General features: G+C 45.5%; 11 protein-coding genes and 2 tRNA genes. 4 read left to right on the top strand and 9 right to left on the bottom strand.

Going from position 1 to position 16,886, the window contains the following annotated elements; all coding sequences use genetic code 11:
* The 3 genes from clpP to NKT06_RS24885 all read right to left on the bottom strand — a co-directional run bounded on the left by clpP (position 1) and on the right by NKT06_RS24885 (position 3,385).
* Complete coding sequence (gene clpP / locus NKT06_RS24875; RefSeq protein ID WP_036605886.1) at positions 1–591, bottom strand: ATP-dependent Clp endopeptidase proteolytic subunit ClpP; 591 nt, start codon at positions 589–591, stop codon at positions 1–3.
* 379 nt (positions 592–970) lie between these two features.
* Positions 971–2,311, bottom strand: a complete 1,341-nt coding sequence (tig, locus tag NKT06_RS24880) for a trigger factor (RefSeq protein ID WP_253440335.1) — start codon at positions 2,309–2,311, stop codon at positions 971–973.
* Between the two features lie 138 nt (positions 2,312–2,449).
* Positions 2,450–3,385: a hypothetical protein gene (locus NKT06_RS24885; RefSeq protein WP_442033495.1), complete on the bottom strand. Its 936-nt coding sequence runs from the start codon at positions 3,383–3,385 to the stop codon at positions 2,450–2,452.
* Positions 3,386–3,619: 234 nt separating this feature from the next.
* On the opposite strand from NKT06_RS24885, the gene NKT06_RS24890 reads away from it, so the two are divergent.
* Together NKT06_RS24890 and NKT06_RS24895 are read left to right on the top strand one after the other, a co-directional pair.
* Positions 3,620–3,693 (top strand) — tRNA-Arg (locus tag NKT06_RS24890).
* A gap of 506 nt (positions 3,694–4,199) precedes the next feature.
* Complete coding sequence (locus NKT06_RS24895; RefSeq protein WP_253440337.1) at positions 4,200–5,429, top strand: CynX/NimT family MFS transporter; 1,230 nt, start codon at positions 4,200–4,202, stop codon at positions 5,427–5,429.
* Positions 5,430–5,543: 114 nt separating this feature from the next.
* Here NKT06_RS24895 and NKT06_RS24900 read toward each other — a convergent pair whose 3' ends face one another.
* The 3 genes from NKT06_RS24900 to NKT06_RS24915 form a co-directional block, all read right to left on the bottom strand.
* Positions 5,544–9,503, bottom strand: coding sequence for a S8 family serine peptidase (locus tag NKT06_RS24900; protein WP_301290131.1), 3,960 nt, complete (start codon positions 9,501–9,503; stop codon positions 5,544–5,546).
* 383 nt (positions 9,504–9,886) lie between these two features.
* Positions 9,887–10,657, bottom strand: a complete 771-nt coding sequence (locus NKT06_RS24910; protein WP_253440340.1) for a class I SAM-dependent methyltransferase — start codon at positions 10,655–10,657, stop codon at positions 9,887–9,889.
* A gap of 420 nt (positions 10,658–11,077) precedes the next feature.
* Positions 11,078–11,151: transfer RNA gene (locus NKT06_RS24915), tRNA-Arg, on the bottom strand.
* A 336-nt stretch (positions 11,152–11,487) separates the two neighbouring features.
* On the opposite strand from NKT06_RS24915, the gene NKT06_RS24920 reads away from it, so the two are divergent.
* Positions 11,488–11,781 (top strand): magnetosome magnetite crystal formation protein family, encoded by a 294-nt coding sequence (locus NKT06_RS24920; RefSeq protein WP_253440343.1) that lies wholly within the window; start codon positions 11,488–11,490, stop codon positions 11,779–11,781.
* Between the two features lie 178 nt (positions 11,782–11,959).
* Here NKT06_RS24920 and NKT06_RS24925 read toward each other — a convergent pair whose 3' ends face one another.
* Complete coding sequence (locus NKT06_RS24925) at positions 11,960–12,316, bottom strand: hypothetical protein (protein WP_253440346.1); 357 nt, start codon at positions 12,314–12,316, stop codon at positions 11,960–11,962.
* A gap of 31 nt (positions 12,317–12,347) precedes the next feature.
* Positions 12,348–12,647, bottom strand: coding sequence for a hypothetical protein (locus NKT06_RS24930; protein ID WP_253440349.1), 300 nt, complete (start codon positions 12,645–12,647; stop codon positions 12,348–12,350).
* 192 nt (positions 12,648–12,839) lie between these two features.
* On the opposite strand from NKT06_RS24930, the gene asnB reads away from it, so the two are divergent.
* Positions 12,840–14,684 carry an asparagine synthase (glutamine-hydrolyzing) gene (gene asnB, locus NKT06_RS24935; RefSeq protein ID WP_253440352.1) on the top strand — a complete coding sequence of 615 codons (1,845 nt, stop codon included), beginning with the start codon at positions 12,840–12,842 and terminating at the stop codon, positions 14,682–14,684.
* Between the two features lie 149 nt (positions 14,685–14,833).
* On the opposite strand, the gene NKT06_RS24940 is transcribed toward asnB, so the two are convergent.
* Positions 14,834–16,531, bottom strand: a complete 1,698-nt coding sequence (locus tag NKT06_RS24940; protein WP_253440355.1) for a methyl-accepting chemotaxis protein — start codon at positions 16,529–16,531, stop codon at positions 14,834–14,836.
* Between the last annotated feature and the right edge of the window lie 355 nt (positions 16,532–16,886).

Consider the following 16,886-nt stretch of genomic DNA (forward strand, 5'->3'; position numbering starts at 1 on the left):
TTAGGAATTGATCGGTCTACTGAGCACCTGGTCAATAATGCCGTACGTCTTAGCTTCTTCAGCGCTCATGAAGAAGTCACGGTCTGTATCCCGCTCAATTTTCTCAAGAGGTTGACCCGTACGATCGACGTATATTTGATTCAGTTTCTGACGTGTTTTAATAATCCATTCTGCGTGTATCTTAATATCCGCAGCCTGTCCTTGAATACCGCCAAGCGGCTGATGAATCATTACTTCGCTGTTCGTCAGCGCATATCTCTTGCCAGGTGCACCGGCTGTTAGCAATAACGAGCCCATGCTTGCTGCCATCCCTACGCAAATGGTAGATACATCCGGCTTGATAAATTGCATCGTATCGTATATACCCATCCCTGCGGTGACAGAACCACCAGGTGAGTTAATGTACAAGCTGATATCCTTCTCAGGATCGTCGGCTGCCAAAAACAAAAGCTGTGCTATGACAAGATTGGCTACATCGTCATCAATCGCACTGGTTAGAAAGATAATGCGATCTTTCAGCAAACGTGAATATATATCGTAAGACCGCTCGCCTCGATTGGTTTGTTCTATAACCATTGGCACCAGACTCATGAGACCAACCTCTTTTCTACATGTAATTAGACATAGGCCACCTGTAAAGCAAACCCAAATTCATTCTAACACTTTCCTGTGACAATGTCATTTTTCACAAGAGGGGTCAGACATCAGTTTGATTACTTTTTTAGCCTGATCATATTTAACCATGTTTTCTATGTATGTGCAAATTGAAGCCATCCTATGCCGTCTTGCCGTTTTTTATTTGCATGAAGTACATAGGTATGTAAAAAGTGTACACAGATCAATAAAATTAGTGTTCATCCATATAATTACTTCATTTTCTATAAAATGGATGTCATAATTTAAAAATAAGGCACGCAATAACTCACGTGCCTTATCGTTTATTCAACTGACAAGATGATAGCAGCTTGTCTTATTTTTCGTCAGCTTCTGCAACAACTTCTTCGGCTGGAGCTTCAACTGGCTCAACAACTGTGCTGTTCTCAACAAGAACATCAATCGTTTTACGCAGTTTCACTTCATCGCGAAGGCTGTCCAGGGAACCATTACCTTCGAGGATGCCACGGATCTCATCAGCAGGACGCTTGTAAGATTCAGCCATTTTCTCGAGTTCTTGATTCACTTCTTCGTCAGATACTTCAATGTTTTCCGCTTTACCTACAGCTTCAAGCACCAGGTTGTTGCGAACACGTTTGGAAGCATCTTCTTGCATTTGTCCTCTCAGGTCAGCTTGAGTCTGGCCGGAGAAGCTCAGGAACATTTCAAGGTTCATACCTTGGTTACGCAGACGGTTGTCGAAATCACGCATCATGTTTTGTACTTCGCTGTCAACCATTGCAGCCGGAATGTCCACTTCAGCGTTCTCAGCCACTTTTTCTACAACTGCATTTTCTTGTGCAGCTTTGGCTTCGTCAGCTTTACGGGATTCCAATTGTGTTTTCAGGTCAGCTTTGTACTCTTCAAGTGTGTCGAATTCGCTAACATCTTTAGCAAACTCATCATCCAATGCAGGAAGCTGTTTGCGCTTGATTTCGTGAATTTTCACTTTGAATACTGCTTGTTTGCCAGCAAGTTCTGCTGCATGGTAGCTCTCTGGGAAAGTCACTTCTACGTCTTTGAAGTCACCTGTGGACAGACCCACAACTTGCTCTTCAAATCCAGGAATGAATGTGTTGGAACCCAGTTCCAGGGAATAACGTTCAGCTTGTCCACCTTCGAAAGGTACACCATCAACGGAACCGTCGAAGTCGATTACTGCAACGTCGCCGTTAGCAGCGGAACCTTCGTCGATTACAACGAGTTCAGCGTGACGTTGTTGAAGACGCTCAAGTTCTTCAGCCACTTCTGCATCCGTTACTTCACCTTTTGCTACAGCAACTTCGATTCCTTTGTACTCACCCAGAGTAACTTCAGGTTTCACAGTTACTTTCGCTTTGAACTTGAATGTTTGTCCTTTAGCGAATTGTTCAACATCTACGTCAGGACGATCAACCGGGAAAATATCCGTTTGGTCGATTGCTTCTGTATAAGCTTCAGGAAGCAAAATGTCGATTGCTTCTTGATAAAGGCTCTCTACACCAAAACGTGCTTCGAAGATGGAACGTGGTACTTTACCTTTACGGAATCCAGGTACGTTTGCTTGTTTAACCACTTTATTAAAAGCTTTGTCGAGTGCTGCAGTTACACGATCCGCATCCACTTCAACCTCAAGAACCCCAAGGTTCTTCTCTATCTTTTCCCAAGTTGCTTTCATTGTATACTTTCCCCTCCAAAATTCACATGTTCACGTAGGCAATCACGTACAAAATAACCATTTTAGTATAAACAAGATTAGATTCTTTTTCAAGGGGAATCCCTTGATACAGTTTAAGGAAAACGTTTCCGGCCTCGATTAGCCGTCCAAACCGGCAGATACAAACTGCTTCATGGAACGATAAGCCTGCTCCAGGCGAAAGCGCATCGCGCCTGTCACAGCATACATTGAGCGTGTATTCTCCTCATCATGCGAACCACCAAGACTGTCTGCAACGGTCATATGTAGAGCTGCTGCCCATATATCTGTCATGGAATCATTTTCTTCCAGCATCGATATATAATCGCGGGTTCCATACACCGCCATGACATATTGTATCCACAGTTCCTGGGCAAAATAAAAGAGCGTAGGTTCATGAACCTCCGTCTGATCTGCCACTCGTTCCAGAATCTGAACAATTTGGAGCGGGAACTCCTCTGGTTTAAGAGGCACGGTATCGATCTCGACTTCAACCTGCTCTTCGCCTCTCGTAAACAGGATCATACCTTGAACACCTCGGCGACGCAAGGTCTGCAGCACCCGGAATTGAAGAAGAGGGTGAAGCGACTTGTCTTTTAACCAACTGGTAAGCGCCTCGTCAATCTTCGGCAGATCCAGATAGGCCAACTGCTCCAAAGCCAGCATTGTCTGTTCGGACAGCGGCTCCTCCATTACTGTACGAAGCATCTTATCTGCATAGCCATCATCCTGTTCAAGCTTCATTCGAGCATGATGCCGTGCCATGTCTTCCTCACTAATCTCTTCTTCCTCTTCTCGTTCTTCAAGAACGGCAGGCGAGGTTTCTTCATATTGAGGGAATGCTGCCTGAAGCCATTCGAGCAGGGCCCGCCATTCATCATAATGCCGCTCTTCCTGTCCCTGACATTGCAGCAAAAAGTGAAGCAATTTCATCGCTTCACCATACCGTTCATTTTCAAGCATAACTGTCAATTGAATCTGGTAATAGTCCAGCGTCTTAGGAAACAGCACAATATTGTTGTTATGCTCGGTTTCCGGGGTCGTGGATTCCTTAATGGGAGCACCTCCTCTATATCCTGAATCTCCAGTTGGAATCAACCTAAATAGATGTATATATTAAAACGATTGTCGATCTATTTTTTGAGTTCTCCTGATATTCTAACATAACCTTAAATATAATGAAAAAAACGTTACTGCCGCCAAATATCATATACGAAAAACAGTTTAAAATAAAATGCTTGATATTCCTGTATGCATATGATAAAATCAGTTTTGCTTGAAAAAATTCATGTCTCAGTAGCTCAGCTGGATAGAGCAACGCCCTTCTAAGGCGTCGGTCGGGGGTTCGAATCCCTCCTGGGACGTATTAAAAAGAAACTTCCTTCGGGAAGTTTTTTTGCGTTCTGGGGGATGAGAACCCCAATGGTTCGTCGAAGCATTCGCTTCGTTTCATGCTCTGTCGCTTAATTGGAACGTTCGCATTTGCTCCTTATATGGACGACATGTTGCAGTATCGAAGATCTAACGAATCTAGGACACTCTATTCCCCCCATATTAAGTATCATGGAATTCTAACGAATCTTAGAGAGCTTATTTCAACAATTCAAGGTTGTTACCTCACTCATTTGCAGTAAGTTGCCTGATTAACGTTGCTGAGGTTCATTAGAATCTGAACATAGTGATTATCCGTTCTATAAGACCTCTTCGATTCGTTAGAGTTTGTCAGGTCCAAGATGGTCCGAGGCCCGCGCACTTGTGGGTGCTTTTTTTCATTTCATTGCTCAATATTGACATAGAATGTTATGCTTGCGGAGTGGATAATGTAACAATCCATACATATCAACTTCTTAGGAAACAGGAGATTTTATCAATGTCATCTTCAGTACAGCAGCACTCGTCCATCCATGCCGAGGAAGAACATTCTTCGACATCCAAAAGATTCGGCCTGTTATTAGCAGGCATTATCGTTATCGCCGCTACCATGAGGTCACCGATCACGGCAACCGGACCTGTAGTGGAGATGATCCGCTCAGATACAGGTATTGGCCATACGATGGCCGGGCTTTTGACCTCACTACCTTTGCTCGCCTTTGCAGCAGTCTCTCCTTTTGCACCACGTCTTGCCAAACGGTTAGGACTCGAATCTGCTCTGCTATTGGCTGTTATCATCGTGACCACTGGAGTGGCCTTGCGCTTGTTGCCTTCCGTTCTCTCCTTATATACTGGAACCGCAATATTGGGATGCGGCATTGCATTAAGCAACGTGCTTTTGCCAAGTTTGATCAAACGTGATTTTCCGTTGCGGGTGGGTATCGTCACCGGATTATACTCTGTATCCATGAACATATTTGGCGCCATCGCCTCAGGTGTGAGTGTGCCCTTAGCCGGAGCAACATCTATGGGTTGGCGCGCTTCGTTAGGCGTGTGGGCCCTGTTGTCCATACTTGCGCTTCTCTTGTGGCTCCCCCAGATCGCCGCAGGACGTAAGCAGATGTTATATGTTACCTCCCAGAGCGAAGGGACACCCGTGCGTCTAAGAACCTCTAAACTAGCCTGGTTCATTACTTTATTTATGGGTCTGCAATCTCTAATATTCTATACGACGATTACCTGGCTACCCGAAATTCTCGCTGAGCAAGGATTCAGCCCCACTTCAGCAGGGTGGATGCTCTCCTTGATGCAGATGGTTAGTGTACCAGCCACCTTTATCGTTCCGATCCTCGCCGGCCGAACGCGAGATCAACGTGTTCTAACCGCGATAACGTGCTCTTCTTTAATTGTCGGGTATGCATTATTGTTAAGTGGCATCGCTTCGCTCGTTACCATCGGCGTCACGTTGGCAGGAATAGGAGCTGGAGCTTCGTTTGGACTGGTAACCATGTTCTTCGTCCTTCGCTCAAAAGATGCCAGACAAGCTGCCAGCCTGTCCGGTATGGCCCAGTCCTTCGGATATATGCTGGCGGCAGTGGGACCTCTACTGTTCGGCATGCTTCATGACTGGACAAAAGGATGGACCCTTCCGCTGCTCATACAGGTCATTCTGGCCATTGCTTTACTAATCGCAGGGCTTCAAGCAAGCAAAAATCGGATGATCGGTTAGTCATACCATTCATTTATAGAAACAAAACGGCCTCCATCCTGAAAATCAGGATGGAGGCCGTTTATGCATAGAACAATTCCTTCATTAATTTAATCAGTTTCAATGAGGAGGAACTTATTTCACTTTTACCTTAATCGTGTCTGTGCTGGTAACTCCAGCTGCGTTAATTAGCTCTGCCCGATACGTATACGTGCCCGATTTTTTCCCGGACAGTGTAGTCACGGCACTTTGCGGAAGAGGTGTTACCGCACGGAGTTCTTGCGTGTCGATCAACTTATCATTTTCATAAAGACGATACTCTGTAGCGTTGGTCCCCCACCACAGGTTCATGGTCACCTTATAATGGCCATCGCCATCCCAGTTATCCTGAGAGAGAACCGCTTTGCCTGGCGCTGCGTTGGTCACCCTAACAGTCAACGTCTGACTCCGTGTTGTTCCCTTGTCGTTAGTTAGCTCGGCCACATACGTATATGTGCCATTGGCTTTGCCTGTGATCTTCGTCTGAGCAAACTGCGCCCAAGGCGCGTTGTAAGTCAACTTCTGCGTATCAACCAAAACTCCGTCCTCATATAACTTGTAGCTAGTTCCGTTCTCGCCCCACCACAGGTTCATTGTAACGATATACGAGCCCTCTGGCAGGCCGTTACCTATCCAGTTATTGTGAGACAATACAGGCGTACCTGGCGCCTTGGTAGCCGGAGTTTCAGGTTCGGTCTCCACGGCTTCCAACTTCAGTACCGTATTGGCTGTACCCGAAAGCCCCTGTTGGTCTTTTACCGTAAGTTCAACGGCATACTCGCCTGCTTCAAATCCTTCTAAAGGAAGGCTAAAGGTGGCATCAGCTTGTACTTCAAAGACTCCCTCTTTATAAACCGAACCATCCTCTTTTTTCACAACATACGTTGCTTCCAGGGAAGCTGCCGGATCAAACGTGATGTCCCATCCGCTGGCAAGCGCAGGAGCAACACGGAAGTACAAATCTTCCACGCTACCATTAAGGACAGCAGACTCATCCGCTTTGAACTCCAATGTTTCTGGTGCAGTTACAACCGGAGCTGTCTTTTTCACCAAAAATGGCGAAGTGTCTTCCTTATAGGTTTTGCCGTCTGTACCAATGGTAGTGATATCAACGGTGTATAAACCATCCGGAATCTCTGTCACTTCATCGGTTGTGTAATCCGCATATGTGCCGTTCCAAGCAAGATTGTATCTTGTATTTGCATTGAAGTTATAATAGTTACCGAAAATGGAGCCGATATAACCATCTTGATAATATCCACCTTCCGGATCAAGACCATCAAAAATCTCAATCAGGGCGAATGTCATCGGATTATAGAATTCCATCGCTACATTAAGGGTATCCAACGTACCATCAGCCTTCAATGGATAGTGGAATGGATTTTTTTCAGTGCCTTTTACAGTTTCAATATATTTAACTCCACTCAACGTAACGTTGAAATGAGCAACATATGGCACACTAAACGTATTGGTTCCGTTCGAAAGCTCAATGTATCCTTGTGCTTCTGTAGTCGCAGTAACCCCTCGTGGAACGGTGATTGTTACTGCAAGTTCTTCCTCACCATTCAGTGTGAAGGAACTTTTGTCTACTGCAACAGATACACCAGCGACATTACGAGTAGGATTCACATTTACGGTGTAATCCCCACCACTACCATTCAACGCCTCAACTTTAATCGTTTTGGTGATCGTCTTTTCATCTGTGCTCAGGAAATTACCGTAGTTGATGCTTCCGGTGATATTCTCCTTTTCAACAACAGCGCCACTTTCGGTGTATTGAGTTACATCAAGCACTTTGACAAAAGCAGCAGGATCGATGGTGTTCACAGCCTGAATGCGGCCAGCACCTTGATCAAATACATCAAACTTGGTTGTATCCAGCACTTTACTATTGTTCATGAGCGCAACTTTGATATCAAATGGCGTCCAGTCCGGATGCTTCTCAATCAACAGTGCAATCAACCCTGCTACATGAGGTGTAGCCATACTTGTACCTGATTTACGATCATAAGCTTGTGCGTAATCTGCGTCTGGCTCATCCTTGCCGTAGGCAGGAATCGTAGACAGAATGCTTGTACCTGGTGCAACAATATCCGGTTTGATGTCCAGCGTTACCTTGGCAGGTCCACGTGAACTGGATGAATTCATCTCATCGCCCGGAGTTTGAGAACGTTCAAAATCACTAAAGCTCACTTCAACGGCTTGTCCTGCGTCTAGATCAGCCTTGATAACCTCTCCATCTTCTTTGGACATGCTCAGTGTTGGAATGAGTTCAAAGTTATCGCCCAGACTTACACCGATTGGACCCGGGATGTTGTTATATACGATAACAGCCACGGCTCCAGCCGCTTTGGCATTGGCGATTTTCTCTACAAATGCGAGTTCACCACGCTGTATTAATGCCACTTTACCTGTAAAATCCTTACCTTCAAAATCAGTTGGCTTACCCAGTGCTGCAAATTCAAGCTCATATTTCCCTGTCAAAACAGTCTCAGGGTCTGCTGACAGGCTCCATCCCATCAGATCCAAACGGTAAACCGACTCTGTAACGGCCAGTGGAGTTTCAGTTGGAGCAATTACAGACTCTTCTTCCACAGGAGCAGCTTCAGGAGCAGCTTCAACCGGTGCAGAAGGCGATGCAGATGGCGTATTTTCTTCAGTTGCAGTTTCTTCTACATTCGAAACTCCAGCTTCGTCAGAAACTGCATCCTCCACAGTTGCTGCACTTTCTTCAGTAGCAGTTGCGGGTACACCTTGCTCCGAACCTTCAGGCTCTTCTGTTCCAGGTGCCGTCCCCAGTTCAGGAGATGGTTCAACCTCTGGCACCGGTTGTTGTTCAGGCAGGGTCTCTTCGCCTTCTTCACCAATCCAGAAGTGAGTATCCGCTGTAATAAGCTGACTAGGTCCTGTAGAGTTACCTACCGTAATAGCCATGGCAGACGCCCCCGGAGAACCGAGTGTATAACGGTTTGGTCCGTCATTGCCACTGGCAACTACTGCTGTCACACCAGACAGCATCGCATTATTCAGGGCTACCGAGGTAATATAACTTGGATCGTTAGCGGCATTCCCCAAAGAGAGATTAATTATATCCATGCCATCTTCAACGGAACGATCAATTCCGCCGAGCACCCATGAGGTTTGACCACTACCATACGGCCCAAGTACACGGTATGCATAGATATCTGCTTCAGGAGCAACGCCAACAATCCCGTAATCCCCTGCTTCACGAGCAGCAATGGTACCGGCTACGTGCGTACCGTGGGATGTGTAAAAGGCACTTCCCCTTTCGTTAAACTCAGGTTCCCCTGAACTTTTCCATTCTTGATATGTCGCTTCATACGGATCATTGTCGTTACCAACAAAGTCCCATCCGCCTTTGTAAGCTTCCTGCAAATTAGGATGTTCATAGTCAATCCCTGTATCGATGACACCCACTTTGATGCCATTTCCTTTGTAACCCAGATCCCATACTTCAGGTGCACCAATAAAAGGCGCCGTGTCTTTCATGTACGGGTTCACTTCATCTGTCTCAGGCGCTATTGTAAATTCAAGGTCAGGATATACACTGACCACGCCAGGTATTTGAAGCAATTGTCCCACTTGGTTTCCTTTAAGCTCAATCGCTACACCATTCAGGGCATATGCATATTCTTCCAATACTTCATGTTTGATTTTCTTCTGAGTGAGGCTATGTACAAATGACTGTTGTTGTTGCTCAACTTGAGTCACAGCCTTTGTTTCCATAGAGGAGGTAAAAGATTTTCCGGAGAGGGTTGATTCACCTTGCGCTACTGCAACAGGTTTATTGGAAAGCTCAACGATCACTCGGGTGTTCTCTCCACCCAGGCCTTCCAAGCTTTTATCCAAAAATGGATCTGCGGCAAGTTTGGCTTCCCGTCCTGCCAGAATCTCTCTCCATTGTTTGGCTTCGGCTGTACTGGGTAAGTTCTCAAGCTGAATAACTGAATCTGCGGGAGCGGCTCCAGCCGCGGGGAGAATAATGGAAAAGACCATCAGAACACTTAATAACGTGGATATCAATCGTTTACTCAAGGCTTTGCCCCTCCTTTTAAATGTGAATACCTCACCATATGATGGGTTCCTGCTGTTCGCACGTACTGCAATACGCACTCCAATTTCACCACCTATCTGCAAGAAGATTGACCCTTGGTAAATTATTCTATCAAAATACCACATTTTCCTTCTAAATACTTACATAAATGATATAAAAATTACTTATATGGGTCTTGAGTATGATAAAAATTTCAACTTGTAATTATTTGTCGTTTGAATATTACATTTTTAAAATAATGCATCAAAAAAAGACCAAGTGCCTCTTTATCAGTAAGAGATTCTTGGTATACAGGTGAAGTTTTTTAGTGAACAAAGGGTAAATGTAATTCGTTTAACATTGATAAATATCACAAAAACCAACTTCATTCTGGCTTCACGGCTTCAATACGCAGACGCTTGTAATCTGCATACAGAGCATCACCTTTCCAAAGGTAAGGCATTACGATTTGACTGGTTTCATGGCATATTTGTTGTATCTCATCATGACTGAAACCTTCAAAATAGTCTCCTCCAAAATGAGCCAACCAGCCTACTATACCCTGCTCACCATCTTCCAATCTGGTAGGACGGTCATAGTGATAGGCATGACGCACCAGAAATCCGCCTTGTTCTAAAATATGGCTATATTCTCCGATCGACGGAAAATACCAAGGATTACGTTCAGAAGCACGAATGCCCGTGTTTCGCTCGACAACTTCCTCTAGTGCATTCACAATGGTCTGCACGTTCCCTTTACCACCGAATTCTGCTACAAAACGCCCCCCGGGCTTCAAAGATTTCCATATACTATCCACCACTAATCTCGGACTTCGCATCCAGTGCAGGGCTGCATTGGAGAAGACGGCATCGTACAGTCTATTCGTCTCAAACTGATGACCGTCTCCTTCCACGAACTCGATTCCAGAGAATTTCTCCCTCGCACGGCGAATCATGTCCGGCGATGCATCCATACCCATAACTTCAGCTTCGGCCAGAGAAATCTCATACGTCAAATCCCCCGTCCCGCAACCCAGATCAAGAATGTATTCCCCTCTTTGGGGTTGAAGCCAAGAGATCAGGTTTTTGCCATATTCAGAGACAAAAGCCAGCTTGTTGTCATACTCATCTGCATGCCATTGATTTAATGATTTCATGGATACCACCGTCGCTTTCGTTATTGATATCCTCATTGTGGCATAGAATTGTTTATTATTTAAATATATAAATTCTATATTATTTATAGGTATAACCAATAAACCGATTTTCCCCTGAACGCAAAAAAAACTTCCCGAAGGAAGTTTTCTTTTTACGTCCCAGGAGGGATACTCTCCTTGCAGTCGAGACTGCGAAGTGGTGCTAACGAAGCGGATGCTCCGACGAACCATTGGGGTTCTCTTCCCCTGAACGCAAAAAAAACTTCCCGAAGGAAGTTTTCTTTTTACGTCCCAGGAGGGATACTCTCCTTGCAGTCGAGACTGCGAAGTGGCGCTAACGAAGCGAATGCTCCGACGAACCATCGGGGTTCTCATCCCCTGAACGCAAAAAAAACTTCCTGAAGGAAGTTTTCTTTTTTACGTCCCAGGAGGGATTCGAACCCCCGACCGACGCCTTAGAAGGGCGTTGCTCTATCCAGCTGAGCTACTGAGACAAATATGTATAATAAATTTTCGGCGCGTTTCTTATTATACTCTGATTTCTATATTTTTCAATAGTTTTATAAAAAAATTAATAATTATACTAAAACGCGAGTTCAAAAGGCATCTTCATAATCAAGAGCGGACCTTTTGAACAACCTCTATACATGTACTTACCGTATTATTCTCATACTCCAGTCCCTTTGAGAATATGATAGCTTGAACCAGGTTATATTGAGGAGATTGGGACATTTAGAGTAAGATGAACATCAGACATTTTCAATGTAAGAATTGCTGGGTAATCTTTTGCATACATACATTTCAATGATGCATTGAAGGAGAGAATCGTCATGAGACAACTTTTATCAGCCCTATCCTACTTTAGTATTTTCTTTGCCCCGTTCCTGTTTCCGATCATCGTATGGATTGTTGCCAAGGATGCATACATTGAGGGACATGCGAAACGCGCCTTATTCTCACATGTATTCCCCTTTCTTGCTGCCATTCCGCTATTTTATTTCTTCGTGACTGCACATAGCCTGGGTTCCGCCGTCGGCTTTGTCGTTCTATTCTTTGTGATCTACGGATTAAGCTTTGTATACAATGTGGTCAAAGGGATTCAAGTGCTGCGTGAGTACGCTTGATCACATCTCCACCTGAATCTGACCTCGCATAACAAAACCCGCCGTTCAACAACGGCGGGTTTTTCCAGTTACAGATGCAGTCACAGCAACCAGCAACACCAATAGATCACTGTCTAGTATGCGAAAAATTGAATTCGATCCCGCTATCAACACTTGTGTTGCAGGAACGTTCCACCTGTTAAGCCTTCCCGATTAGATAACGCTGAAGCGTTGGACCAAGCAAACCAAAAGAAAACAACTCATTTTGAAACTGAGCCTTGTCTTCCTCCACAGTCATTCCTTCGCTGTTCTCAAATGCGCTCTCTGTCGCCTCTTCAAACGCGGTATGCATATTATTGTTATACCAGTCGATCGCTGAATCAGAGTGATTGCGTACAATCCGAACGACTTCCAGTGAATTTCCAGGTTGAGTAGAGGCCACGTATACAAGTAATGACGGATCTCCGGCATTTCCAGGCTGCACTTCCACTTCTGCACAGGATAATCCGTCTACCTCGGTTAATCTGCGTATTTTAGCATCTTGAATGGCATACATTCGTCATCGCGCTCCTTTTCCTTTGTGCTTATCAAGTAGTTTGTTCAATCTGGTATCGTGTCTCTGGTGTGCCTAATCGGTAAATCTCCCGATACACCTGCTGTAATATCGTTTCATACGCCCGGTTAACGGACTCCTCCGGTGTATCTGGCCATGGGAATACCATGCCAGGAAAGGCTTCTTCCTCCTTTTCCTGCATGAGGTTCAGCAGTCCCAGTAATTGCTCCGCTTCCTGCGGCGTTGCCTGAATGATCCATTCATACGATGTTACCGACGGATCCGGAATAACGGAGCGGCCCATGACAGACACATAATACTTCATACTGTCCATTGCATGTTCTCTCCTTCACAGGCATGTTGAGGCCGTTGTCCCTAGAACTAGTTTCCGAAGAGGACAGACATTTTATGCCTGCTTTCGGCATATATTTGTTACGACTTCTGACGAAAAAGACAACATTTGCTGGTTGCCCGTAATTAGCAGCCATACGGATGAATGACTCGACCAAGAAAGGATGAACAAACCATGTGCGGTATTACCGGCTTCATACAGTGGAATCGGGATCTGACCCAGGAATCAGAGCTGCTGGTCCGTATGACGGATAGCTTGTCGAACCGGGGGCCCGACGCTTCAGGTACATGGATCTCCAATCCTTGTGCCTTTGGACATCGGCGTCTTAGTGTAATGGACCCCGAGAACGGGGCACAGCCCATGCATGCGTTACAGGGAGATACCTCCTATACCGTCGTGTATAACGGAGAACTATACAATGCACCCGAGTTGAAAAAGGAATTACTCCAGCGGGGGCATCAGTTCCGCACGCAATGTGATACGGAAGTGTTGCTCGCCTCTTATATTGAGTGGGGACCGGCATGCGTTGACCGGTTTAACGGTATTTTCGCTTTTGCCATATGGGATGGGGGACGCGAACAGGTTTTTATGGCTCGAGATCGCCTTGGTGTGAAACCTTTGTTCTACAGTAATGCCAAAGACACACTCGTATTCGGCTCAGAGCCCAAAGCTCTGCTCATTCATCCAGATGTAGAAGCCGCGGTTGGCCCGGAAGGATTGGCCGAAGTGTTTATCGTAGGACCTGCACGGACACCAGGACACGGCGTGTACTCTTCATTGAGCGAACTCAAGCCGGCACACGCGCTGATCTATAACCGAAACGGGATCCGAACCTATGCCTATTGGAAACTGGAAAGTCAGCATCACGAACATAACCTGGAGGAGACGGCAGCCGAAGTGCGAACGCTCTTGCAAGATACCCTGGAGCGCCAGTTGGCTTCGGATGTCCCAGTATGCTCTCTTTTATCGGGAGGACTGGACTCCAGTGCATTATCAGCATTAGCCGTGGATTATTACAACCGGACCGGGCAAGGCCAAGTCAGTACGTATTCTGTCGATTATGTGGATAACGCCAAGCATTTCCAGGCGCATTCTTTTCAGCCGGGTGCAGATGGACCCTGGATTAAGCGAATGGTGGATGAACTCAAGACCGATCATCACTGGATTGAGATCGAGAACGGAGAACTGGTTCATGCACTGACACAGGCCATGCTAGTAAGAGATCTGCCAGGCATGGCAGATGTAGACTCCTCGCTCTATCTGTTCTGTAAAGAGATCAAAAAAGGGGCCACGGTTGCCATTTCTGGCGAAGCAGCGGATGAGGTTTTTGGCGGTTACCCCTGGTTCCATCGGGATGAGATGCTGAACTCCGGTACGTTTCCATGGTCTGTAGCACCTGACATGCGAGCAGGGCTTTTATCGCCTGAAATACGAGAATGGATTCGGCCACTCGACTATTTAGCAGACCGCTATTCGGATGCAGTGGCTGAAGTGCCTCTTCTGGATGGGGAAACGGGTAAAGATGCACAAATGCGGGTGATGTCCTACCTGAACATTACACGTTTCATGCCTACACTTCTGGATCGCAAAGATCGGATGAGTATGGGGGCTGGGTTGGAAGTGCGGGTTCCATACTGTGACCATCGCCTGATTCAATATGTGTTTAATATCCCTTGGGAAATGAAAATAACGGGTGGGCGGGAAAAAGGTATTCTGCGTAAAGCACTCGAAGGTGTCCTGCCTGACGATGTGTTATATCGCAAAAAGAGTCCATACCCGAAAACACATAATCCGCAATATCTGGCCGCGGTTAAACAACAGGTGCTTGACATACTGGACGATCCAACCTCGCCAATTTTGCCTTTAATCGACAAAGCCCAGATTCGTAACTTAGCTTCTTCTCCAGATGCGGCATCGAATCTCCCGTGGTTCGGGCAATTGATGTCTGGTCCACAACTGTTCGCATATCTGACGCAGATCAATACCTGGTTGCGGACGTATAAAGTCGCTATTCGTTAACCTACCTTATCCTTGCTGCACATTGTTTCTTTATCATGACCAAAAAGGGTGCCCAGACAGCGGTTAGCTGTATGGACACCCTTTATTATACGAAAGGCTATATGCACCTACGCCCAACCTTCACCCACACTTTCTCTCAAGCCGGAGTTTCATTCAACTTTGAATTGACGGACAGTCTGTTGCAACTGCTCTGCCATGGACGAGAGATCATTGGCTGCAGAAGCGATCTCCTGCATTGCAGACAACTGTTCCTCTGAAGAAGCACTCACCTCTTCCGTTCCCGCAGCTCCACTTTCCGTCACTTCCATAATGGTTTTCATGGAAATACTAATCTGCTCTACACCTGCTGACATCTGCTCAATTGAAGCTGAGACTTCTTGTGTTTGACCCGCTACATTACCAACCGCTTCCCGAATTTCATTAAATGTAGCACCTGCCTGGTGAACAAGTTCAATTCCCTCTTGCACCTCTGCCGTGACTAAACTCATGGATTGAGCAGCGTTCCGCATCCCTTTCTCCATGGAGGCTACCAAAGGGGCAATCTGTTCCGCTGAATGTGCTGATTGTTCGGATAGTTTACGAACTTCTGTTGCTACAACCTGGAACCCTCTTCCATGTTCACCAGCTCTAGCAGCCTCAATTGCAGCGTTAAGGGATAAAAGATTGGTCTGAGCCGATATTTCAGAGATGCTATCCACCATTTTCACAATATCCCGAGAATATCTGCTCAATTCTTCAATAACTGCCGACAGACCTGAGACCGTATCATGTATGGAATTCATCTGTCCTACAGCGGATTCAACGGACTCACTGCCAGATACCGTCTTCGCTGAAACTTTCGTCGCTTCCTCGGACATATTCAAGGTGTTCATCGTAACCTGCTGGAAACCTGTCGTTAACTCATTCATCGTCTGGAATCCGTCACTGACCATCCGAACCTGAGTATCCATACCCGTCGCAATCTCCCCCATCGTGATGGCCACTTGTTCCGTGGCGGTGGATGTCTGCTCCGTACTTGCGGTCAGTTCCTCGGAAGAAGCAGCTACGTGTTCTGCGCTATTCCCAACCTGATGAATAAGTCTACGCAGATTCCCCGACATGATGTTGAAGGCTTGGGCCAGATCACCAATCTCATCCTTGTTACGAACTGTAATGGGTTCACCAGTCAGATCCCCGTCTGCAATGCGACTCGCGGCTAGAGCAACTGCAGCAACAGGCAAGGAGATCAGTCTGCCAATGATGAACGCTACGAGTGTTCCGATCAATATGGAAGCGACTCCAATAATAGTAATCCAACGAAGAACTTGAGCAATCTGAAGATTGGCATTCACAATGCCAGCATTCATGGAGTCTTGTTGATGTTTCTCCATATTATTGACAATGGCTTCAAACTCACCGATCAGACCTGGAGCTGTATCCTGCATTAATCTGGAGATCTCGTTGTTATTCCCCTGTCTTGTCAATGTCATAATATTCTGAGCAAATTGATGATACTTACTCATCGCTTCATCTGATTGTGTGAGGTAGTCTTTCATGCTCTGACTTGTAACCGTAGATTGTAATTCCTTGCTTAACGCTATGTAATCTTCATATGCCTTATTGAATTCATCTTCGTTAACGTCATTGTCTTCCATCACAAAATTCCTCAAAGCAATCTGTTGTGATTTAAGATCTATCGTCATATTTTTGATGAGCAGTAGTTTGCTTGTTCTATTATTGATTAATTCTGTATACGTTTTCTCAATGGATACAAATTGGGTATAGGCTATAACCGTTACAACCACCAGTAATAACAGCACAGATGAGAAACCCATAAGTAACTTGCGGCTAATTGATATTTTTTTCATGTCTATTCCCCCGAGATTCAAATAACGTGCGCGCTTCCCCGACATCGATCCCCCTTCCGCAGAGTAAAAAGAATAAGACTTTAGACCCATTATTAGATACATACACAGATTGTATGTATAAATACTATTCAAAACAGGGTCTTTTTTCCTATTTATATTAACCCAAAAAACACAGAATTTGAATCATAACCCCGGAAAAATATTTCAACACGAATAGTCAAGACCCTTTTATATCAAAAATATCAAACAATATGTAACTGAGAAAATCAAAAAAAACACACCTTTCAGCGTAGCACGTTCAAACCCATGGTCTGATCACGCCTACACTGAAAGATGCATTTCAGAGATATAATGA

This window comes from Paenibacillus sp. 1781tsa1 (genome assembly GCF_024159265.1).
GTDB lineage: Bacteria > Bacillota > Bacilli > Paenibacillales > Paenibacillaceae > Paenibacillus.

Bases quoted from the DNA above. Each gene is read 5' to 3' on its own strand.
- clpP (WP_036605886.1), bottom strand. From the start codon at position 591: ATGAGTCTGGTGCCAATGGTTATAGAACAAACCAATCGAGGCGAGCGG.
- tig (WP_253440335.1), bottom strand. From the start codon at position 2,311: ATGAAAGCAACTTGGGAAAAGATAGAGAAGAACCTTGGGGTTCTTGAG.
- NKT06_RS24895 (WP_253440337.1), top strand. From the start codon at position 4,200: ATGTCATCTTCAGTACAGCAGCACTCGTCCATCCATGCCGAGGAAGAA.
- NKT06_RS24910 (WP_253440340.1), bottom strand. From the start codon at position 10,657: ATGAAATCATTAAATCAATGGCATGCAGATGAGTATGACAACAAGCTG.
- NKT06_RS24920 (WP_253440343.1), top strand. From the start codon at position 11,488: ATGAGACAACTTTTATCAGCCCTATCCTACTTTAGTATTTTCTTTGCC.
- NKT06_RS24925 (WP_253440346.1), bottom strand. From the start codon at position 12,316: ATGTATGCCATTCAAGATGCTAAAATACGCAGATTAACCGAGGTAGAC.
- NKT06_RS24930 (WP_253440349.1), bottom strand. From the start codon at position 12,647: ATGGACAGTATGAAGTATTATGTGTCTGTCATGGGCCGCTCCGTTATT.
- asnB (WP_253440352.1), top strand. From the start codon at position 12,840: ATGTGCGGTATTACCGGCTTCATACAGTGGAATCGGGATCTGACCCAG.
- NKT06_RS24940 (WP_253440355.1), bottom strand. From the start codon at position 16,531: ATGAAAAAAATATCAATTAGCCGCAAGTTACTTATGGGTTTCTCATCT.